Raw genomic sequence first — 26,762 nt, forward strand, 5'->3', positions numbered from 1 at the left:
AATGGACGCGCTCCTGCTGCTGTTGCTCGACTCGCGGTCCCCGGCGGGCGCGCACTCGCACTCGAGCGGGATGGAGCCGGCCATCGTGCACGGCCTCGTGCACGACCTCGTCGACGTCGAGCAGTTCTGCCGGACCCGACTGCGCACGGCCGGGCTGGTCGCCGCCGACTTCGCGGCGAACGCCTGTGCGCTCGGCCCGCACGCTCCGACGTCGGCGTGGCACGCTCTCGACGCCGAGTTCGAGGCGCGCATGCCGTCCGAGGCGCTGCGTGCCGCATCCCGGCAACTCGGCAAGGGGCTGCGCCGCCTGGTCTGCGCCATGCTGCCCGGCTGCGAGCTGCCGGCCGTACACCACCCGCTCGTGCTGGGCGCGGCGGTCGCAGCGGCCGGTGGCACACCCGATCTCGCCGCCAGGGCCGCGGCACTCGGCACGATCACCGTCCCGGCCAGCGCCGCCGTTCGACTGCTCGGCCTCGACCCGTTCGCCGTACAGGCGATGCTCGCCCGCCTCGCCTGCGAGATCGCCGCCATACCCCTGTCCGGCGGTGAGCTGCGCGCCGACAGCGCACCCGCACTCGACCTGCTCGCCGATCTCCACCACACCGCGGAGGTGCGTCTCTTTGCGTCCTGACTGGCTGCGGCCACCGCGGCACAACGACCACCACTCACACGCCCATCCGGCCGGAGGCGCCCCGGCCCGTTCCCGCGTCCCTCGGATCGGTATCGGCGGGCCGGTCGGCAGCGGAAAGACCGCGCTCGTCGCCGCGCTGTGCCGCGCACTCGCCGACGAGCTGACGATCGGCGTCGTCACCAATGACATCTACACCACCGAGGACGCCGACTTCCTGCGTCGCGCCGCCGTCTTGCCCGTTGAGCGGATCCGCGCCGTGCAGACCGGCGCCTGCCCGCACACCGCAATCCGCGACGACATCAGCGCCAACCTCGACGAGGTCGAGGCGCTCGAAGCCGACTACCCGGAGCTCGACCTCGTCCTCCTCGAGAGCGGCGGAGACAACCTCACCGCAACGTTCTCCTACGGCCTGGTCCACCGCCAGATCTTCGTCGTCGACGTGGCCGGCGGCGACAAGGTCCCGCGAAAGGGCGGGCCGGGCGTAACCCGCTCGGACCTGCTCGTCATCAACAAGACCGACCTGGCGTCACTGGTCGGCGCCGATCTCGGCGTTATGCAGCGCGACGCCGCAGCCGTGCGCGACGGCCGCCCGGTGGTGTTCACCTCGCTGACCGCCGACCCGCTCGCCACCGACGTCGCGACCTGGGTCCGCGAGACCTGCCTCATCCCGGGCCGACCTTGATCGCGACCGCGCACGCGACCGTCGCCGCGAACGGGGTGCTGGCCGAGGTGCGCAGCGAGCCGCCGTTGACGCTTCGCCAGGTCCGTGCCGAGCAGGAGGGCACGTGCGCGCTGTGCCTCGTCGGCTCGGCGGCCGGGCCACTGGCCGGCGACGAGCGGACGCTCCGCGTGACCGCGCTGCCCGGTGCGCGGGCCACCATCACTGCAGCCGGCGCACAACTCGCACAAGGACGGGATGCCGACTGCGTGTCCACCTGCCGGACCGAGTTGGTGCTCGGCGAGCAGGCCACGCTCACCGGAGACACGGGTCCGCTCATCGTTGCCGCAGGCGCCCGGACGCACGTGGAGGTGTCGATAACCGTCGCGGCGACCGCACGGCTCGACTGGCGCGAGGTCGTCGTGCTCGGACGCAGCGCCGAGCCGCTGGGCCGCGCCCTGATCCGCTGGGACGTCGTCCGCGACGGGACGCCCCTTCTGCGGCAGAGCGTCGACCTCACCGGCGAGCCCGGCCTGCTGCTCGCCGGCCGCCGGGTGCTCGCGTCGTGCCTGCTCACCGGGCCGGGCCTCGCGGCGCGAACAGTCGTCCGGCACGCCACAGCAGCGGCAGCCAAGCTCGCCGACGACGCCGTGCTGATCACCGTCCTGGCAGCGGACGCCGCCGCCGCCGCCAACGACCTCCAAGCGCTGCGCGCGGCCGTCGCAATAGGGGCCTGATGGGACGGGGATATGGGGGTTGCGGCACCCGGGAACGCCGCGCACTGGTCATCTCTTAGTCATCCAACAGGCATCTCGGTAAGTGGTCCGGTACAGATTTGGTACAGATCCCACCCACCGGTAGCGGCCCCGGCACCGACTTTCCCGGACGGGTCAGCCCGTCCGTGTGAGAGCACACCGAGGGGCCGGTGAGATCGAAATGACTGAGTTGGCGCGAGAGTTCGAGCGACCGCTCGGGGAACGCGAGGCTGCGGAACTCCTGGAGTCTCGCCCAACACCCTCAAACACTGGCGTTGAGTCGGTAAGGGCCGCGAGGACGGCGCGTTCTGGACGGCATTCCTGCGCAGCTTGAAGACCCGCGGTCTCCACGTGTTCTTGCCGCGTCGGTGGCACCCGGCAGGCGATGTGGCATCGCTCGTGCGCGCTTCGCCGTTGCCCGAATGGCACGGCGGAAGTCGCTCGCCGCAGCGCCTGGGGGAGGACGACGCGAACGCCACGGACGTGTCTTCGGCGCCGTTATCGGATTGAGGGTCGAAGGTCTGTGCCCCGCCGTGTCTCGTAAAAGAGGATCCGCTTGCCCGCGTTCGCTGATGGCTGCGCCGGACTGGTCGGGGTCATGAGCCCACCCGCGCCCGGTCACCGGGTCTGCCGGCATCCGGCGGCAGGTCCATGCTCGTGATCATGGCGGCGGGCCTCTGAGGGGCGGGTGGCGTTTCGTGCTTGGGGTCGTCGAGCGGGATGCGGCGTCGCAGGGTGAGCACTACCGAGGCGACGACGAGGCCGGTCCCGACCAGTTCAACGGTGGTGAGCGGTTCGCCGAGGATCGTGACACCGAGCAGGACGGCTACGACCGGGTTGACGTAGGCGTACGTGGACACCGTCGCCAGCGGCAGGTGGGAAAGGGCGTATCCGTAGGCGGTGAAGGCGAGCACCGATCCAGGGCCGATCAGATAGAGCAGAGCCAGCCAGCCGCTAGTGGGGACGTGCGACCAGCGGATGCCGCTGTAGTCGCCATGGATCGCGGCGGCGATCAGCAACAGGACACCGCCGGTGATCATCTCGGCCGCTGCGGCGACCAGTGCCCGGCGGGGAAGCGCCAAGCGGCGGGCGAGCACCGATCCGAGTCCCCACGCTGCGGAGGCCCCGAGCACGACGGCGATACCGGCCAGGTGGCCCGAGGTCGAGCCGACACCGGCCAGGGCCGCGACACCGACGAGGCCGACGGCCAGACCAGTAAGGGACCGGCGGGTGGGTCGGGTGCGGTCGATCGGCCACGCCAGCAGCACCATCCATAGCGGCACGGTGGCCACAAGGACGGCGGCGAATCCGGAGTCCAGGCTCTGTTCACCGATGCTCAGGCCACCGTTGCCGAGGACCAGCAGTAGCAGCCCGACCAGCGCGGCACCCAGCCACTGACGCCCGCCCGGCTTGTCGGTCCGCCGCACGGTCGGGCCTCCGGTGCGTACTGCGATCGGGTACAGAAGTACGCCCGCGGCGAGGTAGCGGACCCCGGCCATGGTCAGCGGTGGCAGGTCGCGCACGCCGACACGGATGGCGAGGTAGGTCGATCCCCACACGACATAGACCACGACCAGCGCGGCCCAGCCGAGCAGATTCGGCGGTCGCGCCGTGGCGGTCTCAATGCTCATGCCCTCACCCTCGCCGGAATGCCGCGTGGGCAGCAGTGGCGGGAACGCCATATTGAGGTAGATTCACGCCATGCAGGTTCCGCATCGCGTTGTTGTCCCGCTCACGTCCAACGTTCCGATCTTTGAGGCCGCGGTCGCGTGCGAGGTGTTCGGACGAACCCGCCAGGATTTCCCTGTGCCCTGGTGGTACGAGGTGGTGTTGTGTGCCGGACAGGACGAACCGCTGCGTACCGCGGAGGGGCTGCGGCTGGATGAGGGTCGCGGGCTGGCCGAGCTCGCCGAGGCGGACACCGTCATCGTGCCCGCGTGCGCCGACCTGCAGGGGGACCCGCCGCCGGAACTGCTCGAGGCATTGCGCGCTGCCCATGCCCGGGGCGCGCGAACCGCGTCCATCTGCACCGGCGCGTTCACCCTCGCCGCGGCCGGTCTGCTCGACGGTCGCCGGGCGACCACGCACTGGATGCACGGCGACGAACTCACCCGCCGCTGGCCCGCCGTGCGTCTCGACCCGAATGTGCTGTACACCCAGGACGATCAGATCTTCACCTCCGCCGGCGAATGCGCCGGCCTCGACCTGTGCCTGCACCTGATCAGGCTCGATCACGGCAGCCGCGTCGCCAACGCGCTGGCCCGACGGATGGTCATCGCACCGCACCGCGAAGGCGGGCAGGCCCAATTCATCGACTCGCCGATCCGCGGCACCGATTCCGATCGCCTCGGCCCGGTGCTGGACTGGGCCCGGCTGCATCTGGACGAGCCGTTGACGATCGACGATCTCGCCGCCGTGGCCGCAATGAGTCAACGCACGTTCCTTCGTCACTTCCGCGCCGTCACGGCCACCACTCCGTTGCAGTGGCTGGTGCACGAGCGGGTCGCTCGCGCTCGCGAGCTGTTGGAGACCACCGACGACACGATCGATCGGATCGCCGAACGGTGTGGCTTCGGGACCGCCGCCAGCCTGCGCACTCACTTCGTTCGGATCAATAAAATCGGCCCCAGTCCGTACCGACAGACCTTCCGGCCCCGATCCGCAGCCTGACGCCATACCGGGACCAACCTTCAGGTGCACGTCGGGAACGGTCGAGTTGCGTATGGAGTTCGGCCGGGTGCGGCTCGCCGACAGGCGGTCCCACGCCTCGGAGCAGATCCCGATCACGCACGACAACCCGTCGTCTGGAGCCCGAAACCGACCGAGCGGACGCCCGGACGAATCAGCGAGAAACGCGCGCACCGTCTTCCACCACCGCGGCCCATGGTCAGCACGACAAAGCCCCGGAGTTGGCCGGGTCGTTCGGATGCTCGGTGAGCGGGGTCGTCTGGGTGGTCATCCACTTGTCCATTGGCAGCGACTTGAGGATCGCGTGTATCTCTGTCCCATCCGCAGCTTGCCAGAGGCCGAGCGCCCGCCAATTGCCCGGCGTGGGCGGCAGCATCCACAGTCGGAGGAGATGTCCCTGCTCGGCGAGGTCACGGGTCCGCTCGGCTTCGCGTGCCTTAATGTCGGCGACCTCCTGCTCGCTCGCACTGTCGGGGAAGCTGACCTCGAACGTCGTCAGGAACTCCATGGCAGTCGCCGTTCGCGACAGCGGCGGGTCGTTGGGATGGGCCGATAGCGGGACAACCTGATCGGAGCGCCAAACGCGCAGTGGCATCGAGGCGAGGACGTCTTCGAGCTCCACCTCATCGGCGGCGGCGAACAGTCCGAGGGTGCGCCATTCGCCCGGCTGCAGGGGAGGGCGCCACAGACGGAGCAGGTGTCCCTGAGCGGCAAGCTCGCGGGAGCGGGCCGCTTCACGGCTACGGATTTCCCGAACTGACTCCTCTTCGGTTCCCTCCGGAACCACCGTCGTCATCGTGACCAGATACTCCATTGTCGGCGCCTCTCGAGTTCAGCTGGAGTGCCGACGGAGTCGGCCTCGCGATCGATATTCGCGTTTCGCTGCACGCCTCGGACCCGGGGAACACCCGGGTCGATACCCGGCTCGCCCAGTCCCGGGTGCACCCCGGGGCGGACCGGCATCGGCCCGGGCATCCCCCGGGCGCGCCCGGCCAATCGCGGCACGATGCTGAATGACGGACCACCCCATTCAGGCCCACTTTCTCCGAAAGCGAGACCAACATCGTGACGACCGTCAACCAGAAAGTCGCCGTCATCACCGGCGCGTCGCAGGGCATCGGCGCCGCGCTCGTGCAGGCCTACCGCAAACATGGTTGGGCCGTCGTTGCCAACTCCCGTTCGATCCCGGCATCCGATGACGTCGGCGTCGTCACTATCGCCGGTGACATCGCCGATCCGGCCGTCGCTCGCAATGTGATCGACTCCGCCGTCCGCGACTTCGGCCGGGTCGACACACTCGTGAACAACGCGGGGATCTTCATGGCCAAGTCGTTCACCGACTACACCGCCGAGGACTACGAGGCGCTGGTAGGTGTCAACCTCACCGGCTTTGTCACTACCACGCAGTTGGCCATCGCGCAGATGCTGCGCCAGGGCGACGGCGGTCATGTGGTGCAGGTGACGACCAGCCTGGTCGACCACGCGAACAGCAACGTGCCGTCGGTACTGGCCTCGCTCACCAAGGGCGGCCTGCAGTCGGCGACCAAATCGCTCGCGATCGAGTTCGCCAAGCAGGGCGTGCGCGTCAACGCGGTGTCGCCCGGCGTCATCCAGACCCCGATGCACGCTCCGGAGACCTACGACGGCCTGGCCGGGCTGCACCCGGTGGGCCGCATGGGCACCATCAGCGACATCGTCGACGGTGTGCTGTACCTGGAGAGCGCTCCGTTCGTTACCGGCGAGATCCTGCACATCGACGGCGGCCAGAGCGCCGGTCACTGACCTGTCGTGAGCGCGGTCGCGAGCGGTCATGCCGATCGCTGCTCGAGCCTGGAACGTGCAACCTTTGATACGGCAGGGACTGGCCGAAGGCATCTACGGAAGCGACGCGGTGGGCTCCAGGTCAAGCAGCGCCCTGCGGAGCTCCCGTCGCGAGCTGACCCCGACCTTGGCGAACACCTTGCTCAGATGCCACTCGACCGTGCGTCCGCTGATGAACAGCTCGGCGCCGATCTCGGGATTGGTGTTCCCGTCGCATACGAGCCGGGCGATCTCGGCCTCTTGAGGGGTGAGCTCGTTGACGGTGTCAACGGTGCGCCTGCGTACGGTCTCGCCCGTGGCCTGCAGCTCTCGTCGGGCTCGTTCGGCGAAGCCCTGGATACCCATGGCGGTGAGCATGTCGTATGCGATGCGTAACTGTTCTCGAGCGTCGATGCGGCGGTTCTGTCGGCGCAGCCACTCACCGTAGATCAAGTGAGTGCGGGCCAACCCTGTCCGGGTTCGGCTGTGGCCGAGCAGCTCGATCGCTTCCCGGTAGTAGCCGTCGGTCGATTCGCCATCACTCAGCAGTGCACGTGATCGCTTCTCGGTTCCTAGGGCGTAGTCGGTGCCGGTGGCGAGCGCGATCTCAACAAGTCGGTCGAGCGCTGCCGCGGCCGTCTCGGTCTGGCCGCTTCGAGCGGCGGCCTCGACCAGTTCGGGCAGCGCCCAGGGTGAGATGACGAGCTCGTTTACGTCGCTGGCCTTCTTGGCTGCCTCGGCAGCAAGCTCGTATTTGCCGAGGCCGTTGTAGAGGACGGCTTGGGCGTAGCCCACGTAGGTCAGCGCGGCGCCTTCGCCCCGAGCCGACGCGCCGTTGGCCATCACCTTGCTGACCTTGGCGACGCTCGAAGCGTCTCCGCGCCAGGCGTCGAGGATGAGCGGGACATAGGGCAATGTCGCGGCTCGGATCCCCGGGTCGATCCGCTCGCTCTCGGTCAGTAACGCGCTCGCCAGGTCGAGCTCGCCGGCCTGGATAAGGTGCTCGGCGAGATAGTCGAGGGCAAACGGAAGCCAGCTAAGCGTGCCACTCGCACGGGCCAGGCGGACTTGTCCAGAGGCCAATTGGAAACAAGCCTCGTCGTCCCACAGGTCCATCGCGACCAAGTTGTAAGCCACGCACATCCAGTCCAGCTGCTGCGGCAGCGCTCGATACAGGCGAAGTGCGTCCTTGAGCATCGGCGCCGCTGGTGCATAGCCGTCCGTTAACCGGGTTGCGAGCCCTCGGATCAGCAATTCCGGGTGCGCACTCGGATCTGTTCCGGGCGGGGCAGTCTTCGCTGCCAGGGCGACCGCTGCGACATCTTCCTCGTTGGCGAGTCGGCCGGCGTAGACCGAAGCAACCAAGGCTTCAAGGTAGGCGCGCCTTGCCGCGTCCGCGTCGAGGGTTTCGAGTCGCTGGGCGGCGCGGAGCAGGAGAAGCGGCGCGTCGCGCCCCCTCCTCAGTGCGAATGCGATCTGCGCGCGCATCCTTTCCACGCCGGCATCGCGCAGATCATCGGGCGGTCCGATCTGTGCAATGGCCAGCAACCTTTGCGTGGCCTCGAAGTCACCGGCGGCGTAGTGCGCCTCGGCCGCATCGAGCGCCCGGGTAGCGCGCTGCTTCGGGTCCGGGGTTAGCGCGACCGCCCGTTCCCAGAATGCCGCTGCGGCCGCGACGCCGCCTCTGCCGAGCGCCCGGCTTGCGGAGTCGATGAGCTCGGTCGCCACCTCTTCATCCGGACCGCCCGCTGCGTGCGCGCGGTGCCAGGCGTGATGGTCGGGATCGGCGCCCTGATCGGTGGCGGCTGCCAGCGCCTGGTGCACGGCTCTCCGGACCTCCGGGGGCGCGGCTCGATACACCGCGGATCGGACCAGTGGATGGCGAAAGCGCGCAGTCGCACCCATCTCGAGCAGACCGCTCTGGCTCGCCGCCCGCACCGCGCTTATGTCGATGCCGAGCCCCTGGGCTGCGCGCAGGATCAGGGTCGAGTCACCCATCGGTTCGGCTGCAGCGATCAGAATCAGGCGTTGAGCCTCGTCCGGAAGCTGGCTCAAACGCTCGACGTACTCGGTCTCGATCCAGGTCGGCAGATCCGCGGCGATGGGGATGCCGAACCCGCCAGCGAGCTCGGCCGCTCCTAGCCCCCTGCCGAGCTCGAGCAGCGCCAGCGGATTCCCGTGTGTCTCTTGGATGATTCGACTCCGGACCCGCTCGTCGAGCAGACCGGGCGTCGCGGATGCCAGTATCACCTTGGCATGCTCGTCGTCGAGGCCACGCAGCCGGAGTTCGGGCAATCCCGCAAGGTGGTCAGGACCGCTGAACGAAGCTCGTGCGGCGAATATCAGCGCGGTCGGCTCTGCGAGCAGCCTGCGCCCGACGAAGCCAAGCGCCTGCGCCGACGCGTGGTCGAGCCAATGCGCGTCGTCTACGACACAAAGCACCGGCTGCTCCGCGGCTGTTTCAGCGAGCAGGCCGAGCGTCGCGAGTGCAACCAGCAGTCCATCTGGCGCCGGCCCGTCCTCCAGACCGAATGCGACCATCAGCGCGCCGCGCTGCGGGCTGGGTAGCCCGTGAAGGAGGTCGAGCATCGGCCGGCACAGTTGATGCAGGGCGGCAAACGCAAGCTCGGACTCCGACTCCACGCCGGCCGTTCGCACAAGTTTGAGATCCGGCGCCGATCGGACTGCGTAATCGAGAAGTGCGGATTTGCCTAGCCCGGCCTCGCCGCGGATGACCAATGTGGCGCTGTGCTGGTGGCGCGCGGCGGCCAACATGCCGTCGAGCACCTCGCATTCGGCGCGCCGTCCGAGAAGCAACGCCGCCTTCCGACCGGAAGCCACCTCGTAGTTTAGGCCGCGACGACACCCCCCAACAAGAGCGCTGCGACCGTGGTCCTCGACGGGTGCGAGTGCAACGTTCAGCCCGCTGAGGTCGTGTCATGGGTCATCCCCGTATCGGCCGCGAGTGCGCAGGAGCTCGTTGCGATATGGACGCTGAAACTCGTCGCGCCACCCGCTGCCGTTTCACGTAAGGCGAGTGACAGCAGTTCAGACGGCGTACCCCTTCAGGTCGACCTGGCCGGTCGAGACGTCGACGGTGCCCACCCCCCAGATCTGCAGCGAGTTCAGCCAGGCGAAGTCTGACTCGCTTGTGGTGAGGGTGACGTTCTCGCGAAGTCGGAAGACTGGCGAGCCTTGCTGCCCGATCGCGACACCGTCGGCGAACAGCGCGATCTTTTTACCGTCGTCGGTGGTGATCTCGGCATGAATGTGCAGCTCGGCCTTGCCGTCGGCGCGGAAGCAGAGGTAGTCCTTACCCTTGACCGTTCCGTTCAGCTTTGGCCCTCCGATCGGACCTTCGAGCGTCAGGTCGAGCCGCGCGCCTTCCGGTGGAGGCGTCTCTCCAGCGAACATGGCGTCGGCCGAAGTACCGTACTCGACGATGTCCGTGACTAAGGGGGCGTATTCGTAAATCAGCTCGCCCGGCATCTGCAGTTCGGCTGCGCGCAGATCAACGGGATGCTCGCCGGAGCTAGGTACATCGGTTGACATCATGCCTTGTCCCTCATCCCGAGCCGGGCCAAGCCAATACCGGTTGCCCTCATGCTGGCGCTTCGCATCGGCCGATGCAATGGCCGGACGAGATGACATCAGGTGGACGCAGCCGAGAACTGATCAGGTTGAAGGGCACGCTGCCGCCCGAGTCGTGGAGAAGCTGCGAGGTGTCCTGCCCGCGAGCGGCTTACTGATGCCCGCCCGGCGCGCGCGCAGGATCAACCGACGAGACGAGGGCTGGACCCGGGCTTTCCACGGGTGCGATAAGCCACCCGCAGCGCGATCGTAGGCAGTGCCAAGTAGGTGACAACGCCGAGACGGCGAACGTCCAGTCGAGACTGGGAAAGCACCCTGCATCGAGTGTTCGCGACATCAAGTGAGGGCTAAGAGTGCGCGCAGACATCGCACCCGGCGGAATCTTTCCTGACTACGCGCTGACCGACCACACACAGACCAGGCGTCGACTCAGCGACCTACAGGGCGACGACCCGATGATTCTCGTGCTCTCGCGTGGTCACTTCTGCCCGAAGGACCACCAGCAACATCTACAACTCGCAGCCTTCTACCCGCAGATAGTCGCTGGCTACACCCAGATCGTCACCATTGCGACCGACACCGTCTTCACGATCAATGACTTCCGCGTCTCCGTGGGAGCCCAGTGGACCTTCCTCTCTGACGCCGGCCGCACGGTTCAAAGGGAACTCGACATTCAGGAATACACCGACCCGCACAACGACCCGATGATTCCGCACACGTTCGTGCTCAAGCCAGGCCTCGTCATCCACACTGTCTACAACGGTTACTGGTACTGGGGTCGCCCGTCCATTGACGAGCTATGTCGCGATCTCCGCGAGGTAACACGCGAAATTCGCCCTGACTGGGACCTGAGCGCGCGGGGCCTCAGAGACAACTGGGACACCGGCGACCAGGCAATGCACTACTCGTACAGGCAGGCCGATCTGCGTTCCAGGCCAGGCGAGCGCGGGTAGCAGGACAGCCGAGGAATTCACTCAGCCCTCGATGACCGCATTGGTGACCAAGAGGTGCCGGCGCATGGACAACAGCCGGGCTCGCCAAGCGCATGCAGGCGGTGCTTTCGACAGTGTCTTCGATACGCACGTGCGCTCGCCGCAGCAATCGAGGCACTACAGATCACCTTGCGTCGGCAGGTCCACTGCCGGTAGCCCAGTCTCACCCCCGGGGGACGCGCCCGGCGTTTGCCCCGATGCGACACGAGCGAAAGAGCGCGATCGTCAGCCCATGACCCGACCCGGCGAACCGAAATCCATCGTGGGGCACGCGTTGTTACCTGCGAACGTGGAGGTCGACGACCTCGGGGTGATGCGTTCCCACCGGGTTCGGGACCTGTATCGCGAGGCCCGGCTTCCGGTCGATCTCACCCGTGCGATTCAAGCTTCGCACCTCGGCGGCAGCCGGCGGGTCCCGGTGTCGCGTCTCGGCCCAGGAGTCACACCATGAGGATCCACGCAGAAGACCTCGCGGTCGGAGACATTCTTGTGCTCCACGACTGGAACCTTCACATCATCGAAGTCGAGCGTGAGCGTGCCGTCACAGTGTTGACGGCCGAGTTCGTCTTCTTGCTCCACTTCCACAGGAATGAGGCCGTGGATGTCCAGGAGCGGCTCGACGTCGCGTGACGTCCATCGAGGGTTCGCAAGCGCCGGGCAGACAGTGCAATCCAGCGCACGCCGCAGGAGGAGCCGATCGCTCGCCTTGCGTGCCGGCGTAGCCGCGCCGGGCCCTCGAACCGGGCGCACCCCCCCGTCGATCAACAGCTACTTCGCGGCCGAGGGATACGTACAGCCGGTCGAGCCGCATCGAATGACGCGAGGTGGGTCGTCGTGGCCGAGCACTTTCAAAAGCTCCGTCCTTCCGTCCGTTTCGAGGGCCCGGCGAGTGTCTTCGGGCAGAGCCAGCGGATCGGTTGACCAAACCGCGCCGCTTATCTCGATCGTCACGCACGCAACCTGGCCGCCGCGGCTGATCTCCCACAGCCATCCACTGCCGTCGACGCTCGCGCGACCGTGCCGGCCCAGGCTGGCCCTGATCTCCCAGATCATTTGCGGTTCCTCGATCGGATCTCCATCTCGAATCCGGCGATCCTACGCAGGTCTGCACACGTGACGACGCGGATTGTCACGAGCACCAAGAGCAGCTCGCTGCACCCGCGGCAGCGCGCGACGCGCCCTGTGCCGCGCACGTAGTCGATCGCCCGGCGACGACCGACGACGTGCCGAAGGCCTCGTCACCGTCGATCGCGTTGCCGTCGTGGGCGATCGTTCGGGACGAACGCGACGTCGTCGATGAAGCACCAGCTCCAGTCCTCGCCCGGCTCGGCCGACCTGATGATCGGGTGCGGAACCTCGATCGTGTCGCGGTGGGAGCAGACGGCGATGCTCATGTCGGACCGAACCTTTCCGTTCGGATGCGAGCTGGGTCGTGCCCGAGCGCCAAGAGCGCGTCGGCCACGGCCTCGACGAATCCTGTCGGCCCGCAGACGTAGACGAGCGGGCGCTCGGCCGGCGGCCAGGCGACGTCGGCCAGCAATTTGCGCCCGACCCGCCCGGAATGGCCCGTCCACCCCTCGGGCTGCTCGCGCGTCAACGTGATCGCCGCGTCGAAGCCGCCCAGTTCCTGCCGATAGATGAGGTCGTCCCGCGTGCGCGCGGAGTAGAGGAGCCGCGCGGGAACGCCGCTTCCACTCGCGCGGCGGTGGCGGAGCATCGCCCGCAGCGGGACGACGCCGGAGCCGCCGCCGACCAGAAGGAGCGGGCCGCCAAGCGACTCCTTCCAAACGAAGTACCCGCCGATCGGGCCGCGCAGCTCGAGCTGGTCACCAGCGCGCAGCTCATCCGTCAGGTAAGGAGACACCTCGCCGTCGTTGAGTTTCTCCACGGTCAGGACGAGATGTTCGTCCTCCGGCGCAGACGCGATCGAATAGCTCCGCTGCGCTTGGTAGCCGTCCTCGGCGGTGAGCCGCACGTCCACGTGCTGTCCTGCAAGGTGGCCGTCCCAGTCGCCGGGATGAAGCACGATGGTCTTCGTGCGTGCTGTCTCGGCGACGACGTCGACCACGCTCGCGTACTGCCAGGTCAGTCGTCTGTGTATCGCTGTTCTTTCCATGGATCTCCATAGTTGTGATACCCGTAGCCCTCCCAAAACCCCGGTGCGTCCTCCTGGCGAAGCTCGATCCCGCGCACCCATTTCGCGCTCTTCCAGAAGTAGAGATGTGGCACGAGCAGCCGAGCCGGACCGCCGTGTTCGGGAGCGAGCGGCTTGTCCTCGTACTCATAGACGATCCAGGCCTTGCCGTCGCGGACGTCGTCGAGAGGGATGTTCGTGCTGTAGCCACCGTCGCTGAACGCGAGGATGTAGCCGGCGCTCGAAGAGACACCGTCCAGCAGGGTGTCGAGCGAGACGCCGATCCACGATGTATCGAGCTTCGACCACTTCGTCACACAGTGGATGTCGACGGTGACACGCTCGCTCGGCAGGGCGATGAACTGCTCCCACGTCCACGTCCTCGGCTCGGCGACCTCGCCCCGGATGTCGAATGTCCACGACTCGAGCGGGTTGTGCGGAGTCGGTCCGGCCGAGAGCACGGGGAAGTCGCGTGTGAGGTAGTTGCCCGGCGGCACGCGCGCCGCCTGGTCACCGTCGCTACGACGGCCATGGAAGCCGCGCGAGATCGGCGTCGTCACGTGCCGACGGTTGCCGCGCTCGCTGTCACGGCCTCGCGAATGACATCGACGACGGCGTCCGGATGCGACAGCATCACCAAGTGCGAGGCTCCGTCGACCTCGCTCACCTTCGAGCCGGCTCGGGCGAAGGAGAAGCGATGCAACTCAGGCGCGATCGGTTGGTCTGCTGTTCCGAACACCGCCCATGACGGCTTAACACGCCATGCGGCGGCAGTAGCCGGTTCTTCGAACGCACTGGCTACGAGCGCACGCTGTGCGTGCGCCATGAACGCCGCCTCGGCGTCGGGGACGTCAGCGCAAAAGATGTCGTGAAAGCGTGACGGGTCGACCGACACCTCGACGCTACCGTCCGGCAACGGCCGCGGCTGGAGGAAGTTGCCCATCGCGAGCGATGGAAATCGCCCTTGCAGATCAGCGATCGTCTCGCCTTCGTCCGGCACGAAGCCAGCGACATACACGAGCCCGGTGACCTTGTCGGACGCGCCGGCGACCGTGATGACACAACCAGCGTACGAGTGGCCGACGAGCACGACGGGTCCGTCGATCTGATCGATGACTGCTCCGAGGTAGGACGCGTCGACAGCTACTCCGCGAAGCGGAACCGCCGCGGCGAACACCGTGTATTCGTCGTCGACGAAATTGTCGTACACGGCGCGCCAACTCGACGCATCTGCGAAGGCGCCGTGGACGAGAACGATGGTTGGTTTGGACATGTGGACCTACTTTCGCTTGTGAGGGACTGGGTGACTCCGCGTTTCAGGCTGCGCTCGGCGTTCCCGGATCGCGCCCGGGGTTTGCCCCGGTCAGATGCCCGTGTCTGCGCGCTGCCGAGCGAAGCACCGATGTTGCGTGCGAGGCCCGTGGAAGCACCAGGGAGTTCCCCGGGCGTGTGGCCCGACCAGAAAGAGCATCGTGTGCTCCTACGCTGTATCAGCCATTGGAGGAGCAATGATCATTCTTCGTTTCAAGATCCATTCCAAGCCGAACAAGAGCGACGAACTAATGGCCGCGCTCGCCGAGATCATCATTCCGGCGCGAGCCACGGAGGGCGTTGTCGAGTTCGACATCGCCCGCGCCCTTGGCGACCCGGATTCCTTCATCGCGACCGCGATCTATGAGGACGGCTCGGCTCTCGAACGACAGGAGTCACTTCCGCAGGTGCACAGGGTCATGGCAATGCTCCCGGATTCCCTGATTGCGCAGCCCGAGCGCACGATCTTTGACGCCGCCATCAACCCAACACTCGTCTAGTCGGACAGCCTGCCCTCAGTCCCCACACCCTGACCACCGTCGAAGTGCCGCGTCTCGCCAACGACGAACGTGGCAGGTTCGAGGTAGTCGGTGCCGGGGACGACCTCGCTGATCTCGCTAGCCCGCCCGATGGGTGCTACCCGGGGAAGCATGCGTCATCTGACCAGGGCATTACTCGGGCGCGACCGGTGCGCACGCAGCGCAACCTTCATGGCAAGCACCGGGTAACGGCATCACGAAGCGAGCTTCGAGGCGAGTCGTGCACGTGACTCGAACCGGTCCCGCGTTCTGTGTGTCCTGCGGATCACCACACCTAGCAATGACAGGAGCAATCGATGTATCCGATCAGATCTCGCAACGTAACGTACGGCATCCTTCTCGTGGTGTTGATTTCATTGGCGGTCGCGGCCTGCGGAAGCGGCGGGGGCACAAACGCTGACACCTCGACGACGCAGACCCAGCCCGCCAGAAGCCGGTCCGGAAATTCAGCCACGGTGCAGACGACGGTGAGCATTCGGACAGCTGTCCATGTCACGAACACGACTACGAAGGCGTTCAGGGTGAAGCCCGTGGACACGACTGAGTCCGTCGCTGTGGGTCCATCCGGATACCCGGTCTACACATTCCAGGGTGAAACCACCCAGCACATCATTTGCGAGAAAACGGCACGCACGAAAACCAACTGCTGGGGGTTCTGGCCGCCAGTGTCGGTGAGCTCGAGCAACGGCATCAACAAGCAAGCTGGGATCGGCGGCGAACTCGGCACGTTCAGCAACCATGGTGTAGTCCAGCTCACCCTGAACGGCCAACCGCTCTACTACTTCACGCCCGACCTGGCATCCAAGGACACGACGGTGGCCGCTGGCGATCAGCTCAAGACGTTCGGGTCGATCTGGCACATCGTCGCCACTGGATAGCGAACCCGGAACCTCCGTGGCGTCGTCGTTCTTTCCGTTATCGAAATAAGGCAGGGCAGCGCGCCGGGGAGACCCGACCCGGGTGTCGCACGGGTTCGAAGCGCGTGCGCCTCGGGCAATGTTCAAGTCACGTCGTCCACCGCCAACACCAGGAGCAGGAGCGTCATGTCCTCAGCAACACCGGCCGCGCAGGTCAGGCTCAATCGACGGACACCTTCATATTGCCGGGTCGTCCTCGACAACCCGCCGCTGAACCTCATGGGTCCGGACTTCGTTCTGCAGATGCGAGAGATCGTGACGGCGCTCGAGAATGACGACCGAGTGAAGGTGGTGGTCTTCGAAAGTGCCGTGGACGGCTTCTTTCTGAACCACTCCGACTTCCTCGCCAATTTCGACGACTTGACGGGCATCCCGCAGGGTCCGACCGGTCTCGAGGCATGGCCCGATGTCCTGGCGCGACTGACGCGCGCGCCGTTCGTTTCGATCGGGCTGATCCGGGGACGGGCGACCGGAAACGGCAGTGAGCTCGCGCTGGCCTGCGACATGAGCTTCGCGAGCCGAGAGAAAGCACTCTTGTCGCACTTCGAAGTGGGCGTGGGTGTGGTCCCTGGTGGAGGACCTATGGCGCGATTGCCGCGGGTCATGGGACGAGCACGCGCCCTCGAAGTGCTGCTGGGCGCGGACGACATCCGAGGCGCCGAGGCCGAGCGTCTTGGCTATGTGAACCGTGCGCTACCGGATGCCGAGCTGGACAGTTTCGTGGAAGCACTGGCAACCCGGATCGCCTCGTTCGACAAGTGGGCGATCGCCAACACCAAGCACCTCGTCAACGAAGCCAGCCTGCCGCCCGACGTGGAGATCAGAGCAGGCTGGGACGCCTGCATGGCGTCGGTCAGGCGACCAGCGACCCAGGCACGAGTCAAAACCCTCCTCGAGCGAGGACTCCAGAACCCTGGAGACACGGAGGACCGGCTCGGATTCTCCGTGGGACAGCTAAGCCTCAAGAGCGACCGCTGAAACCCGAACGACCTATTGTCACCCTCTGGAAGGAAGCACATCACCATGGACCTGCTGACTACCGCGAAGAAGATCGCCGACCACGTCGAGGCCGAGTCGCTCAAACAAAACGTTCCTGTCGCGGTAACCGTCATCGACGTCCACGGCAATGTCGTTCTCACTCATCGCATGACCGGAGCGCCTGCCTTCTCACTCGAGCTTGCCGAGCGAAAGGCTTACACGTCCGCGCTCGTCGGCATCCGCACCGCCGACCTGGTTCCTCTCGTGCAACCAGGCGCGGAGCTCTATCCTCTCCTAGCCGTCTCCGGCGGTAGATACTCCGCGATGGGCGGCGGCGTGCCAGTCACCAGCGAAGGCCAACTGATCGCCGGCGTAGGTGTCAGCGGCGGAACCACGGAGCAGGACATTGCGATTGTCGAAGCGGCGATGAGCTAAGTCCTAGCCACCGACCGAGTCGCGTGGCCGCCGGTGTCGGTCGATAGGTTTCGTGTGGCGCTTGCGCGAGCGCAAGCTGGGGGGCGACGACTTTCGCGCGGATGGTCTGGCGGGTCATGCGCAGTTGCAGATGTTCCGCGATTCGCACGGCATCGCGTTGCGGCACATGTCCAAGACACAACAAGACCGTTGATGTTCGACCGCGCCAACTCGCGGCCGACGCTGCTGGGTTGACTGTCGCCACGCTCGGCGAGGGCGCACGCCCGGCCCTCGGCGGACGGAGAGTTCGTGAGCAACCGGCCAGAGCGTAAAGAGCCGCCGTGTCAAGGTCTCGGGATGCTCCGATGCATGGTCACGTGCGTGACCACCTGCGCAGCCGCTGCAGAGGATTCGATCACAACGTCGATTGCCCCGCTGCGCCGTGACCGCCGGACCAGGGCTAACCACGGGTGCGATCGAACGGCCTGGGCGCGACCGTAGCGTCATGAGAGCGGCACAAGACACCATCGCGCCGAGGGAATCGCGCCGGATACAGCCATCGGCTGTCCTCGGCCCGATGCCAGCTCCCGGGGGCTATCGGGACCGGGTCGTTTGCGCCCACACAGCGACCGTTCACCGGCTCGCGTACCGCCTGGCGGCAACCCGCACGACGCCGCAAACATTACCCACGAACCGACCGTCGACGGCGAGATGCAAGCAGCGCTGAATGCGCTCGCTCCCGAAGTTCGCGCTGCGGTCGAAAGATGAGGGGTCCGTGGCCGCTCGTTGTAGGGCCCAAGTCCGGTCGACCCGCTGGTGGTGCCCAGTGGTGGCGAGTCGACCACCATTGTGAAGTTAGCAGCGGCCTTCCGTCTGCTCGAGCCGTTCAGCTCGTGCATGCCGCAATACAGACGCTCTCGATCGAACACCGGCAGGTGCTATTCGAGTGCTACTACCGCGGCGCATCAATCGACGATGCCGCCGACACGCTCGGCGTGCCACCCGACACCGTCAAGTACCGCACCCACCACGCATTCCGCGCTCTACGACAGGCGCTCGACGGCATGGGAGGCGCCGCCTGACGAAATGCGACCTCCGGCCACTCTGACCGTTGTAGCGTCCTCGCCCTTCCGTCACGTACCTCATGGACCACCGTCCCGGGTCATGGTGAGGTCGACAGTGCCGGTTCCCGCGGAGGGGCGACCGCGGTGAGAATCAACAAAGTCCCCACGTAAAGGGCGACGCCGCCACAGCTCCAACCTGCTCAGGCGGCGGCCTCAAAGCCACAGACCGCCTTTCAACGCGCCCGGCGAAGGAAGTCGACGACCAGATCTGTGGTTGCCTGCGGTTGCTCTTCGGTGATCCAGTGCCCGCAATCGGGGATGATCGCATCTTCGACGTTATCGGCGACGCACCGTATGACCTCGCCGATCCCGGGGCCGAACGTGGCGTCGCCGCCAAAGGCCAAGACGGGCATCTGAAGCTTGTTGCCCTGCGCTAGGAACGTCCTGTTGTCGGCCGCATCTTGGCTGAATGCCAGGAACTGGGCAAAGCTTGCTCGCATTGCGCCGGGTTGCGCGTAGAGAGCCGCATAGTGCTCGCGTTTCGCCTCATCAAACCGCTTCGGATCGACGGATAGTTCGTTCCAGAAGCGATCGAGGTAGGTGCGCTCGCGGCCGGCGACCAGGCGCTCCATGTCGTGACCGCCGAAGCCGAAGTGCCACATGGTCGGGTCCTGTCTGATCTGATCCCAGGCTCCGATGCCGGGTAGCGGCGCATCGATTGCCACCCATCGGCTCACGCGCTCGGGATGGGTGGCGGCTACGGCGAAGCCGACCATGATGCCGATGTCGTGCGTCACCAATTCGGCGGTATGCACATCCAGAGCGTCCAGGACGCCCCACACGTCCGCCGCCTGATTCTTCTTGTCGTAGCCGCCATCCGGCTTTGACGAGCGGCCTAACCCACGCAGGTCGGGCACGATAACTTGGTGGTCTTCGATGAGTGCGCTCGCCAGATGACCCCACATGTCGCCGGTTGTGCCGAAGCCGTGCAGCAGGACGACCGCGGGACCATTCCCGCCGAGGCGTACGTGGATCTTCGCGCCGTTGGTCTCGATCTCACGCGACTGCGTACCGGCCGGGAAGGGGTAGATGCCATCCTGATGGCAGTTGTCGTTCATCGCTTTGCTCCTGGTCTGAAGGGAATGTGGCCGCTGCGGCGAGGACGGCCGGGGATAGAGCTGTTATCGAAATGGAAGTCCGCGTGGGCGGCAGGACCCGCGCCGCTACGACCACCATCCCGTTCGGACGGCTCGGCCCGCGCCCGGGGAATGCCCGGGCCGTTCGGCCCCGGTCCGCGCTCGTTGTGCACCCGGCCGAACGAACCGTGCATCGACCGGAGGTTCGGCATCACTGCAGCCGGAGAACCCGACGCTCAAGCGGCCGCTCGTGCTGATGTCCGAGCTAGGGCGCACGACCGTGCTGCACAGGCGGTCAGTCGATGCCTGCTGTTGCGCTGGCGCAGTGACCTGGCCAAGTTGGTCACTGCCGGCCCGGCCTGATGCATCCTGCCGCGAGTGCACCTCGAACTCTGGCCGGTCATCCTTCCGCGTCCGCCTCGATCACGTAGGTATCCAGGCGCGCACCATTTGTTACGTCCACGAAGTCACCACCTCCTGAAATTGGCTGCAGAAGGACCGTCGAGCGCCGAATGTCGTGCGCTATCCAGCGCGTTGGCGGCGATGGCGAGGCTGGCGGCGTGTGCAACAGCGAATGCTGAGTAAGGCCGGGTGGCACAGGCCCCGTTCGAACGGGCGGCCTCAGCTTGAGTCGGCTGTCTGGGATGTTGCCGTAGTAGCCGTGCACGTCCTCGCGGCTTCGTGCCCGCTGTGGTCGCGCAGCCGAGCGACCACCTTGTCTCGCCGTTGGCGACACGATCCCGGTATCACCTCAGACCAGATCGACGCCGAGGGAACGTAGCGGACCGGCGGCTCGACTCCCCAACTTGAGTCAAATAGGAAGCCCCTGGTCACCAACGACCGGACATGCGCGCAGCGGTCCAACCGGATATGCCGCCCTGCGGCTCTACGGGCTTTGCCGCTGTCGGAGCCTTGACGTTCGCGCGAGACTTGTCGCGTGGGTCTCTACCCGCCCATCGAGCCGTACCAGACCGGGATGCTGCCGGTGTCCGACGGGCACGTCCTGTACTGGGAAACGGTCGGTACACCAGACGGCGTCCCTGCGATGTATCTGCACGGCGGCCCGGGCTCCGCAACCGGGCCGGGCGCGCGCCGGCACTTCGATCCCACCCGCTACCGAGCCGTTCTGTTCGATCAGCGCGGCTGCGGTCGAAGCACACCGTCAGCCAGCGATCCGGACGCTGACCTGCGCAGCAACACCACTGCCCATCTCATCGCGGATATCGAACGGCTACGTGACTACCTCGATGTGGACCGCTTCGTGGTCTACGGCGTGTCGTGGGGCGTCACCCTTGCGCTGGCGTATGCGCAGACCCACCCCGCACGGGTGCGGGCGATGGTGCTGTCCGCGGTCACCGCCGGGTCACGACGTGAGATCGACTGGATCGTCCGCGACATGGGCCGCATATTCCCCCGCGAATGGGACCGGTTCATCTCACTCGTGCCGTCAGTCGCCGTCTCGGGCAACATCCCCGCCGCCTACGCCGCACTTCTCGCCGATCCCGATCCCGCGGTGCGCGAGCGCGCGGCGTCGGCCTGGTGCGTCTGGGAGGACACACACGTGTCCCTCATGCCGGACTGGGAGCCATGGCTACAAAGGTTGCCCGCGGACGAGCGGCTCGTCTTCGCCAGGCTCGTCACCCACTACTGGGGCAACGGCTGCTTCCTCACAGACGGCCAGATCCTGGCCAACATCGATCAGGTGGCGCACATCCCCGCGACGCTGATCCACGGCCGCTACGACGTGTCCGGTCCGCTCGACACAGCCTGGCACCTCCGCCAAGCCTGGCCGGCAAGCCAACTCGTCGTCCTCGGCGACGCCGGCCACGGCGGTGACAGCTTCGGCACCGCAACCGTCGACGCGCTCGACAGCTACGCCACGACGACCTGAACATCGATTCGCGGAGACCCGCCGCCGGCGCCTCAACCATGGTGACCGACCAGCATTGCAGCTCGCACATAGCTTGGCCCGCCCGTGGCCGCCGCAAATGCCGCGTAATCGGGGACAGCGAACCGGTTGCGACGTGCCGCCGGCACCGGTTTCACCACACGGTGAAGAGCAGGGTCTGCAACACGAGGGCGAGGACGACTTGTCCGGCTAGTGCGCGGGTGCGCCAGAGCGGTGGGAGCAACGCGACGCCGAGCAGGAGCCAGGGCATGAAGGGCAGCCAGATGCGTTCGACCTCGGCTTTGCTCATCAGCGTGAGATCCGCGACTGCGACACAGGCCAGCGCAGCGAGGCCGAGCACGATCACGGGCCGGGCCGGCGACCGGATCGAACGCCCCGCGAGTCGCCAGCGACGCACCACGAGCGCGGCGGCGGGCGCGGCAGCGAGACCTGCGCTGAGCAGCAGGGCTGCGAAGTCTGCCCAGATCCAGTAGGCCGCTGGTCGGAGGTGCGCAATACCCGCGTCGTAGCGCGTGTGCAGAACCGGCAACGCGGCCCACCAGCGGAAGCCGGCTGCGGCGAAGACGGCAAGCACGACAGCGGCACCGACGATCGTTGCCGGTGCCGGCCGCCATGTCCGGGCGGCGACCAGGACGGCTATGAGCAGCATTGCCGCGATCGCCAGGCCGTAGGACAGCATGAGGGCGCAGCCGAACAGCAGGCCGGCGACCAAACCCCAGCCCTGCGTTCGGAGCACCGAACGGGTCGCTCGGTCGGTGCGTGCCGCTGCCCGGCTTAGGGCGTACATGCTCCACCCGAGCACCGCGGCGAACAGTGCGTCGGCCGACACAGCGGACCAAATGGCGAACGGTCCGACCGCCAGGAACGGGGCGACGCGCCGTGCCGCGGGGCGTGCGCCCAACCGGTCGAGGGTCAGCAGCACGGCGACGGGGGTCGTCGCGCCGAGGATCGTCACGACCAGCCCGGCCGCCAGGCCGCTGCCCAGGCCCAGCCGTACGAGCGCCACGAACACCAGCAACGATCCGGGCGGATGCCCGGCGACGTGCGTGGTCCAACTGCCGGGAGCATTGGCGGGGATCCGCGCGATGAAGGTGTGCAGCAGGGTCGAGATGCCCCCCACGCGGTGCGCGGTGATCAGCGATTCGTTCGGGTTCTCGAAGACGGCGCTGATCCCGGACACGCCATCGACCAAAGCCAGGCTGAACATCCATGCCAGCGACACGACGTAAGCCCCGGCTAGCAGCAGCGGCCACCGCAGCAGCCGATCGGCTGCTGCGATCCCGCGCAGGGCGACGGCGACGCCGATCGCGATGGCCGGAGCGGTTCCGACACCGACGCGAGGTCGCCAGAGGGCGCTGAGCGGGGCGAACGCAGAGGCATAGACGTGCCACTGGAATACCGCCGGAACGACCAGACCCAGCCCGACAATGACAACCCCGACCGCGAGCCCGCGGTTCGCCCACCGCACCGGCTCGATCCGGACCGGGGATCGCGTAGCGATGGCCCCGGCAGTCGGTCCGGTGGCCCGGTCAGTCACCGCCCGCCCCGGTACCGCCGTCACCGCGACCGCGATCACCGCGGCCCCGGGCGTTGACGTCGCGGGCGACACGCACGGCGTACGTGCCGAGCGAGATGGCGGCGACCAGGCCGAGCAGGATGACCAGGTTCATCCCGTAGTTACGAAGCAGGAGCGCCTTGACCGGTGGCTGGCTACCCCTGCGGGCGGCGAGTACTACGCCGATCACGGCGATGAGGCCGCCTGTCACCAACGCGAATTGCACGTAGCGGCGGGCGCGAGGCGGCACCCGCGCGACCAGCGTCCCCACCGCGATCACGAGCGGGGACAGAACTCCGTCGTGTATTACTACGACGCCGATCATCCAAGCTGCCAGGATCGCGACGTCGGCGAGCGGAACTTGGGTGAGCAGGCGGAACCCGCCGAACAGTGCGAGAAGAATCCCAGCGGCGCCGAGCACGATCCGCCACGTGCGCATAGTCACCGGATCTCGATTCTGTGTAGCCATTTGGTGTTCAGCACGCCGGCGCGATCGGGCGCGATCAGGCGAACCGGAAAGCCGTGGTCGAGGTCGAGTCTTTCGCCGTTGAGGTGGGTGGCCAGCAGCGCCGCGGCCAGTTGGGGGCCTTCGATGAAGCTGTTGTTGTAGGGGCTGCCGGTCTCGAGGGAGACGGCGTGGACGCGGGAGTCGGAATTGCCGCCGGCTTCGCGCACGATGTCGAGCAGCGGCACGCCGCGCCACGAGGCGCCGACGCTCCATCCTTCGACACAGGCGATCGGCAGGTGGGCGTCGGTGCGGGCGCGGTCGAGTAGTTCGGGTTCGGATAGCAGGAACGGGCTCGGTCCGTGGACGTGCAGTCGCCACCGCGGCGAGCGGGCCGCGTGCATGACTCCGGCCTCAAGCGCGGTGCGGTTGACGGGCACGCCGGCCGGCCCGGACGAGGCCTGCCGGTTGGCGAGCAGTCCGAGCGGCGACAGCGGTGTGATCGTCTCTCCGACGGTGGTGACGAGGACGGTGCCGATGCCGGTGCCGACCGCGATCAGCAGGCCACGTCGGGTCAGTGCGTCGGTGCGTGGCGGCGCTGTGTCGCCGGCGTTGGTGTGTGAGGCGGGGTTGTCCTGCCAGGGGATTTCGGTGAGCACGTCCGCATCGGCCACCTTGGCGCTGAGCCCATAGCGGATGTCGGGCAGCTTGATCGAAATGTGCAGCAGGATGGACCCGATCACCACGTAGGCCAGGAAGCGGTGGACCGACGCGAAGTCCCACGGCCACAGGTACCAGTGCAGGGTGTTGAGGAAGCCGGTGACCAGCTGTACGAGAGCCGAACCTACGAGAACGAAGACCGACAGCCGCTCGGCGGCGTGCTTGACGGAGCGGACCACCGGCCAGCGGAACAGGTTCGGATAGACCGACCACAATTTGACCAACAGCAACGGAACCGTCGCCGTGCCGGTGGCAACGTGAATGCCCTGCGTCAGTCGATATCCCCACACCGGCGTGGCAGGCTCGGGCAGCCAGGACCACGGGTGGTACTGGTAGTGGCTCAGCATCCCTGTTACGAAACAGATTCCGAAGCAAATGCCGACCCATCGTCCCAGCCGCGCGGTGACCGCGGTCGAACGCAACGGGCTGCGGAAACGCGGCCAGTTGTCCGGGCGTGTCATTGCGTTCGCTCCGTCACCGCGCAGCGCTCTCGTCGGTGGTTGACAGGCCGCCAACCACCGCGCCGGCGGTCGCGCCAGGACATTCCGGTCATGGCTGCCGCTCGAGCAGCACGAATGCTCGGTCGCCGTTCGTCCAGCGTTCGATGGTCTGAAAGCCGGTGGTGCGGCCGTAGTCGACGGCGGCATCGCTGCCGACATAGGCCCACGGAAAATCCGGGCCGACGACCTGATCGGACACGACGAAGCGCACGCGCTGGCGGTCGTCGACGGAGCACTGAGGGTGCGTTTCGATGATCACCCGCCCGCCGGGGGCGAGCAGTTCGTGCACGCGGCGCAGCAGGAGTGACGGGTCGCCGCCGATCCCGATGTTGCCGTCGAGCAATACGATTGTGGACCACCGGCCCTCGCCCGGCACATGCGCGAAGACGTCGCAGCGCAGCGCGTTGAGACCGCGCTCGCGGGTCATGGCGACAGCGGTCGGCGCGATGTCGATGCCGAGGGCGAGGCACTCCCGGTCGGCAAGTCCCGCGACAATGCGTCCCGGGCCGCAACCGACGTCGAGGGCCAGACCCACTGAACGGTCGAGCGCGTCGAGGTCGATGGCATCGGCCGGCGCAAGCCAACGTGCGATGTCGAGCGTGACGGTGCAACCGTCGGGGTGGCGCAGGTGCAGCGCCGTGCCGCGTGAGAGCGAATGCTCGTAGGCGGGGAGGGCACCGACCTGCATCAGGCTGCCTCCTCGGCCAGGCGTAGCCAGGTCGCGGCGAACGCCGTCGCCGGGGCGAGCTGTGCGACGATCTGGGCGTCAGCGGCGGTGTCGACGTCGATGAGCTCGTCGAGCACCTGCACCCGGAGCCCGTGTCTTCTGAGCCGGTCGAGCTGCGCGGCGAAAGTCCACGACGTTGACATGGGCACGCCGTTGATCACGGTGGGCGCCAGCGATGGGTCGCGCAGGCCGATGCACCAATACCCGCCGTCGACTGTCGGGCCGAGGCACGCGTCGAACGTGGCAGGGTCGAACTGCCCGAGCAGCGCCGGGGTCACCTGCGGGGTGTCCATCCCGACGAGCACCGCGGGTTGCAGGGCGGCATTGCTGAAGGCGGCCGAGAGGCGCATGTCCAACCCGCCGCCCGCCTGATCGCAGTGCCGCCATCTTGGACGCAGCCAGTCATAGGCGTAGCCGTCGAATGCAAGCACCCGGTCGCGCGCCGGTGTCGCATCAACGGCATCGAGGGTGTCTTGCAGCGCCGCGGCAGCGAGCTCAGCGGCGTCCGCTGCCGTCACGTCCGGTGTCAGGCGCGTTTTCACGCGTCCCGGCACCGGTTCCTTCGCGATGACGATGTAGGTCTCGATCATCAGAACCGCACCGCGCTCATGTCGCGGACGGCCTGCAGGTAGCCGCGGGGCGTCCCGGTGACCTTCGAACGGCCCGAGCGGGGGTGATAGTCGACGTCGACCTGGTCGATGCGCCAACCGGCGTGCGCCGCACGAACGACTGTCTCGAGTGGGTATCCGCTGCGGCGGTCGCGGATGTCCAACGCCTGCAGCGGTTCTCGGCGGGCGACGCGGATCGGGCCGAGGTCGGTGAGTTGGACTCCGGTGCGCGCTCGCACCCGCCGGGCGAGCGCGTGGTTGGCCAGCCGTGCGGCCAGCGGCCACGCTGCGCGCGAGGTCGGCCGACGGCGGCCGACGACGAGGTCCGCGCCGGCCACGAGGGAGTCGGTCAGGCGCACTGCGTCGGCGGGATCGAGCGACCCGTCGCAATCGCAGAACGCCACTACGTCGGCGGTGGCCGCGTTCAAGCCGGTGTGGCAGGCCGCTCCGTAGCCGCGTTGCGTGCACTCGACGACGATTGCGCCGCCGGCCCGGGCGAGGTCGGCCGATCCGTCGCTCGACCCGTTGTCGACCACGATGGCGCGAGCGGACAACGGAATCCGATTCAGGACCCACGGCAACGCGGCAGCTTCGTCCAGACACGGCAGCACGATTTCGATGAGGGGGTCGGTGCTCATGTCAGCGACGTAACCACGGACAGCGGCTGCGCAGAGCGAATGGCCAAATCGA

General features: G+C 67.2%; 30 protein-coding genes and 1 pseudogene. 14 read left to right on the top strand and 17 right to left on the bottom strand.

Annotated elements, in window-relative coordinates:
- The first annotated feature begins 1 nt into the window (after window position 1).
- The 3 genes and pseudogenes from VGH85_06620 (at window position 2) to VGH85_06630 (ending at window position 2,026) form a co-directional block, all read left to right on the top strand.
- Window positions 2-631: an urease accessory UreF family protein gene (locus VGH85_06620; protein HEY2173473.1), complete on the top strand. Its 630-nt coding sequence runs from the start codon at window positions 2-4 to the stop codon at window positions 629-631.
- An 82-nt stretch (window positions 632-713) separates the two neighbouring features.
- Window positions 714-1,313 (top strand): annotated as a pseudogene (ureG, locus tag VGH85_06625) (urease accessory protein UreG).
- Window positions 1,310-2,026: an urease accessory protein UreD gene (locus VGH85_06630; GenBank protein ID HEY2173474.1), complete on the top strand. Its 717-nt coding sequence runs from the start codon at window positions 1,310-1,312 to the stop codon at window positions 2,024-2,026. Before ureG ends, VGH85_06630 begins: the two are co-directional and overlap by 4 nt.
- Window positions 2,027-2,640: 614 nt before the next feature.
- On the opposite strand, the gene VGH85_06635 is transcribed toward VGH85_06630, so the two are convergent.
- On the bottom strand, window positions 2,641-3,675 hold the full coding sequence (locus VGH85_06635; protein HEY2173475.1) for an EamA family transporter: 1,035 nt from the start codon (window positions 3,673-3,675) through the stop codon (window positions 2,641-2,643).
- Window positions 3,676-3,745: 70 nt separating this feature from the next.
- Between VGH85_06635 and VGH85_06640 the strand changes: the two genes are divergently transcribed.
- Window positions 3,746-4,714: a helix-turn-helix domain-containing protein gene (locus VGH85_06640; GenBank protein HEY2173476.1), complete on the top strand. Its 969-nt coding sequence runs from the start codon at window positions 3,746-3,748 to the stop codon at window positions 4,712-4,714.
- Between the two features lie 217 nt (window positions 4,715-4,931).
- Here VGH85_06640 and VGH85_06645 read toward each other — a convergent pair whose 3' ends face one another.
- Window positions 4,932-5,546, bottom strand: a complete 615-nt coding sequence (locus tag VGH85_06645) for a muconolactone Delta-isomerase family protein (protein ID HEY2173477.1) — start codon at window positions 5,544-5,546, stop codon at window positions 4,932-4,934.
- Between the two features lie 251 nt (window positions 5,547-5,797).
- On the opposite strand from VGH85_06645, the gene VGH85_06650 reads away from it, so the two are divergent.
- The gene (locus VGH85_06650) at window positions 5,798-6,514 is read left to right on the top strand and encodes an SDR family oxidoreductase (protein ID HEY2173478.1); all 717 of its coding nucleotides are present in this window, start codon (window positions 5,798-5,800) and stop codon (window positions 6,512-6,514) included.
- 93 nt (window positions 6,515-6,607) lie between these two features.
- On the opposite strand, the gene VGH85_06655 is transcribed toward VGH85_06650, so the two are convergent.
- Both VGH85_06655 and VGH85_06660 read right to left on the bottom strand, forming a co-directional pair.
- Entirely contained in the window at window positions 6,608-9,373 is a 2,766-nt protein-coding gene (locus VGH85_06655; GenBank protein HEY2173479.1) for a LuxR C-terminal-related transcriptional regulator, read from the bottom strand.
- A 207-nt stretch (window positions 9,374-9,580) separates the two neighbouring features.
- Window positions 9,581-10,087, bottom strand: a complete 507-nt coding sequence (locus tag VGH85_06660) for a DUF3237 family protein (protein ID HEY2173480.1) — start codon at window positions 10,085-10,087, stop codon at window positions 9,581-9,583.
- Between the two features lie 389 nt (window positions 10,088-10,476).
- On the opposite strand from VGH85_06660, the gene VGH85_06665 reads away from it, so the two are divergent.
- Both VGH85_06665 and VGH85_06670 read left to right on the top strand, forming a co-directional pair.
- Window positions 10,477-11,076 (top strand): redoxin domain-containing protein, encoded by a 600-nt coding sequence (locus VGH85_06665; GenBank protein HEY2173481.1) that lies wholly within the window; start codon window positions 10,477-10,479, stop codon window positions 11,074-11,076.
- A 486-nt stretch (window positions 11,077-11,562) separates the two neighbouring features.
- Entirely contained in the window at window positions 11,563-11,745 is a 183-nt protein-coding gene (locus VGH85_06670; GenBank protein HEY2173482.1) for a hypothetical protein, read from the top strand.
- A gap of 138 nt (window positions 11,746-11,883) precedes the next feature.
- Here VGH85_06670 and VGH85_06675 read toward each other — a convergent pair whose 3' ends face one another.
- The 5 genes from VGH85_06675 to VGH85_06695 form a co-directional block, all read right to left on the bottom strand.
- Complete coding sequence (locus tag VGH85_06675; protein ID HEY2173483.1) at window positions 11,884-12,168, bottom strand: hypothetical protein; 285 nt, start codon at window positions 12,166-12,168, stop codon at window positions 11,884-11,886.
- A gap of 185 nt (window positions 12,169-12,353) precedes the next feature.
- Window positions 12,354-12,509, bottom strand: coding sequence for a hypothetical protein (locus VGH85_06680; GenBank protein ID HEY2173484.1), 156 nt, complete (start codon window positions 12,507-12,509; stop codon window positions 12,354-12,356).
- Entirely contained in the window at window positions 12,506-13,231 is a 726-nt protein-coding gene (locus VGH85_06685) for a ferredoxin reductase (protein ID HEY2173485.1), read from the bottom strand. Before VGH85_06685 ends, VGH85_06680 begins: the two co-directional genes overlap by 4 nt.
- A complete protein-coding gene (locus VGH85_06690) occupies window positions 13,201-13,809 on the bottom strand; it encodes a sulfite oxidase-like oxidoreductase (protein HEY2173486.1) in 609 nt (202 codons plus the stop codon). The genes VGH85_06685 and VGH85_06690 overlap by 31 nt, the downstream gene beginning before the upstream one ends.
- Window positions 13,806-14,522 (bottom strand): alpha/beta hydrolase, encoded by a 717-nt coding sequence (locus tag VGH85_06695; GenBank protein ID HEY2173487.1) that lies wholly within the window; start codon window positions 14,520-14,522, stop codon window positions 13,806-13,808. Before VGH85_06695 ends, VGH85_06690 begins: the two co-directional genes overlap by 4 nt.
- A 235-nt stretch (window positions 14,523-14,757) precedes the next feature.
- Here VGH85_06695 and VGH85_06700 point away from each other — a divergent pair, with 235 nt between their 5' ends.
- Window positions 14,758-15,060, top strand: coding sequence for an antibiotic biosynthesis monooxygenase (locus VGH85_06700; GenBank protein ID HEY2173488.1), 303 nt, complete (start codon window positions 14,758-14,760; stop codon window positions 15,058-15,060).
- 313 nt (window positions 15,061-15,373) lie between these two features.
- Here VGH85_06700 and VGH85_06705 read toward each other — a convergent pair whose 3' ends face one another.
- Window positions 15,374-15,637 (bottom strand): hypothetical protein, encoded by a 264-nt coding sequence (locus VGH85_06705; GenBank protein ID HEY2173489.1) that lies wholly within the window; start codon window positions 15,635-15,637, stop codon window positions 15,374-15,376.
- On the opposite strand from VGH85_06705, the gene VGH85_06710 reads away from it, so the two are divergent.
- The 5 genes from VGH85_06710 to VGH85_06730 all read left to right on the top strand — a co-directional run bounded on the left by VGH85_06710 (window position 15,630) and on the right by VGH85_06730 (window position 18,490).
- The gene (locus tag VGH85_06710; GenBank protein ID HEY2173490.1) at window positions 15,630-15,977 is read left to right on the top strand and encodes a hypothetical protein; all 348 of its coding nucleotides are present in this window, start codon (window positions 15,630-15,632) and stop codon (window positions 15,975-15,977) included. The two genes, VGH85_06705 and VGH85_06710, sit on opposite strands and share 8 nt — an antisense overlap.
- Before the next feature lie 165 nt (window positions 15,978-16,142).
- A complete protein-coding gene (locus VGH85_06715) occupies window positions 16,143-16,994 on the top strand; it encodes an enoyl-CoA hydratase/isomerase family protein (protein HEY2173491.1) in 852 nt (283 codons plus the stop codon).
- Window positions 16,995-17,039: 45 nt separating this feature from the next.
- Window positions 17,040-17,429 carry a heme-binding protein gene (locus VGH85_06720; protein ID HEY2173492.1) on the top strand — a complete coding sequence of 130 codons (390 nt, stop codon included), beginning with the start codon at window positions 17,040-17,042 and terminating at the stop codon, window positions 17,427-17,429.
- A gap of 61 nt (window positions 17,430-17,490) precedes the next feature.
- A complete protein-coding gene (locus tag VGH85_06725; protein ID HEY2173493.1) occupies window positions 17,491-17,622 on the top strand; it encodes a hypothetical protein in 132 nt (43 codons plus the stop codon).
- A gap of 679 nt (window positions 17,623-18,301) precedes the next feature.
- A complete protein-coding gene (locus tag VGH85_06730; protein HEY2173494.1) occupies window positions 18,302-18,490 on the top strand; it encodes a sigma factor-like helix-turn-helix DNA-binding protein in 189 nt (62 codons plus the stop codon).
- A 215-nt stretch (window positions 18,491-18,705) separates the two neighbouring features.
- Here the strand turns inward: VGH85_06730 and VGH85_06735 are convergent, their stop codons facing one another.
- Entirely contained in the window at window positions 18,706-19,590 is an 885-nt protein-coding gene (locus VGH85_06735; GenBank protein ID HEY2173495.1) for an alpha/beta hydrolase, read from the bottom strand.
- A 955-nt stretch (window positions 19,591-20,545) separates the two neighbouring features.
- On the opposite strand from VGH85_06735, the gene pip reads away from it, so the two are divergent.
- Entirely contained in the window at window positions 20,546-21,499 is a 954-nt protein-coding gene (gene pip / locus VGH85_06740; GenBank protein HEY2173496.1) for a prolyl aminopeptidase, read from the top strand.
- Window positions 21,500-21,650: 151 nt separating this feature from the next.
- Here the strand turns inward: pip and VGH85_06745 are convergent, their stop codons facing one another.
- The 6 genes from VGH85_06745 to VGH85_06770 form a co-directional block, all read right to left on the bottom strand.
- Window positions 21,651-22,985: a hypothetical protein gene (locus tag VGH85_06745; GenBank protein ID HEY2173497.1), complete on the bottom strand. Its 1,335-nt coding sequence runs from the start codon at window positions 22,983-22,985 to the stop codon at window positions 21,651-21,653.
- 61 nt (window positions 22,986-23,046) lie between these two features.
- Window positions 23,047-23,517, bottom strand: coding sequence for a hypothetical protein (locus VGH85_06750; protein ID HEY2173498.1), 471 nt, complete (start codon window positions 23,515-23,517; stop codon window positions 23,047-23,049).
- Window positions 23,514-24,584, bottom strand: a complete 1,071-nt coding sequence (locus VGH85_06755; protein ID HEY2173499.1) for a molybdopterin-dependent oxidoreductase — start codon at window positions 24,582-24,584, stop codon at window positions 23,514-23,516. The genes VGH85_06750 and VGH85_06755 overlap by 4 nt, the downstream gene beginning before the upstream one ends.
- Before the next feature lie 202 nt (window positions 24,585-24,786).
- Window positions 24,787-25,425, bottom strand: a complete 639-nt coding sequence (locus tag VGH85_06760; GenBank protein ID HEY2173500.1) for a class I SAM-dependent methyltransferase — start codon at window positions 25,423-25,425, stop codon at window positions 24,787-24,789.
- Complete coding sequence (locus tag VGH85_06765; protein HEY2173501.1) at window positions 25,425-26,054, bottom strand: DUF2064 domain-containing protein; 630 nt, start codon at window positions 26,052-26,054, stop codon at window positions 25,425-25,427. Before VGH85_06765 ends, VGH85_06760 begins: the two co-directional genes overlap by 1 nt.
- On the bottom strand, window positions 26,054-26,710 hold the full coding sequence (locus VGH85_06770) for a glycosyltransferase family 2 protein (GenBank protein HEY2173502.1): 657 nt from the start codon (window positions 26,708-26,710) through the stop codon (window positions 26,054-26,056). Before VGH85_06770 ends, VGH85_06765 begins: the two co-directional genes overlap by 1 nt.
- Window positions 26,711-26,762 lie beyond the last annotated feature (52 nt).

This window comes from Mycobacteriales bacterium, from assembly GCA_036497565.1.
Classification (GTDB): Bacteria; Actinomycetota; Actinomycetes; order Mycobacteriales; family QHCD01; genus DASXJE01.

Coding starts and splice junctions, on each gene's coding strand:
- VGH85_06620 (HEY2173473.1), top strand. CDS start 2: ATGGACGCGCTCCTGCTGCTGTTGCTCGACTCGCGGTCCCCGGCGGGC.
- VGH85_06635 (HEY2173475.1), bottom strand. CDS start 3,675: ATGAGCATTGAGACCGCCACGGCGCGACCGCCGAATCTGCTCGGCTGG.
- VGH85_06640 (HEY2173476.1), top strand. CDS start 3,746: ATGCAGGTTCCGCATCGCGTTGTTGTCCCGCTCACGTCCAACGTTCCG.
- VGH85_06645 (HEY2173477.1), bottom strand. CDS start 5,546: ATGGAGTATCTGGTCACGATGACGACGGTGGTTCCGGAGGGAACCGAA.
- VGH85_06660 (HEY2173480.1), bottom strand. CDS start 10,087: ATGATGTCAACCGATGTACCTAGCTCCGGCGAGCATCCCGTTGATCTG.
- VGH85_06670 (HEY2173482.1), top strand. CDS start 11,563: ATGAGGATCCACGCAGAAGACCTCGCGGTCGGAGACATTCTTGTGCTC.
- VGH85_06675 (HEY2173483.1), bottom strand. CDS start 12,168: ATGATCTGGGAGATCAGGGCCAGCCTGGGCCGGCACGGTCGCGCGAGC.
- VGH85_06680 (HEY2173484.1), bottom strand. CDS start 12,509: ATGAGCATCGCCGTCTGCTCCCACCGCGACACGATCGAGGTTCCGCAC.
- VGH85_06685 (HEY2173485.1), bottom strand. CDS start 13,231: ATGGAAAGAACAGCGATACACAGACGACTGACCTGGCAGTACGCGAGC.
- VGH85_06695 (HEY2173487.1), bottom strand. CDS start 14,522: ATGTCCAAACCAACCATCGTTCTCGTCCACGGCGCCTTCGCAGATGCG.
- VGH85_06700 (HEY2173488.1), top strand. CDS start 14,758: ATGATCATTCTTCGTTTCAAGATCCATTCCAAGCCGAACAAGAGCGAC.
- VGH85_06715 (HEY2173491.1), top strand. CDS start 16,143: ATGTCCTCAGCAACACCGGCCGCGCAGGTCAGGCTCAATCGACGGACA.
- VGH85_06720 (HEY2173492.1), top strand. CDS start 17,040: ATGGACCTGCTGACTACCGCGAAGAAGATCGCCGACCACGTCGAGGCC.
- VGH85_06735 (HEY2173495.1), bottom strand. CDS start 19,590: ATGAACGACAACTGCCATCAGGATGGCATCTACCCCTTCCCGGCCGGT.
- VGH85_06755 (HEY2173499.1), bottom strand. CDS start 24,584: ATGCTGAGCCACTACCAGTACCACCCGTGGTCCTGGCTGCCCGAGCCT.
- VGH85_06760 (HEY2173500.1), bottom strand. CDS start 25,425: ATGCAGGTCGGTGCCCTCCCCGCCTACGAGCATTCGCTCTCACGCGGC.
- VGH85_06765 (HEY2173501.1), bottom strand. CDS start 26,054: ATGATCGAGACCTACATCGTCATCGCGAAGGAACCGGTGCCGGGACGC.
- VGH85_06770 (HEY2173502.1), bottom strand. CDS start 26,710: ATGAGCACCGACCCCCTCATCGAAATCGTGCTGCCGTGTCTGGACGAA.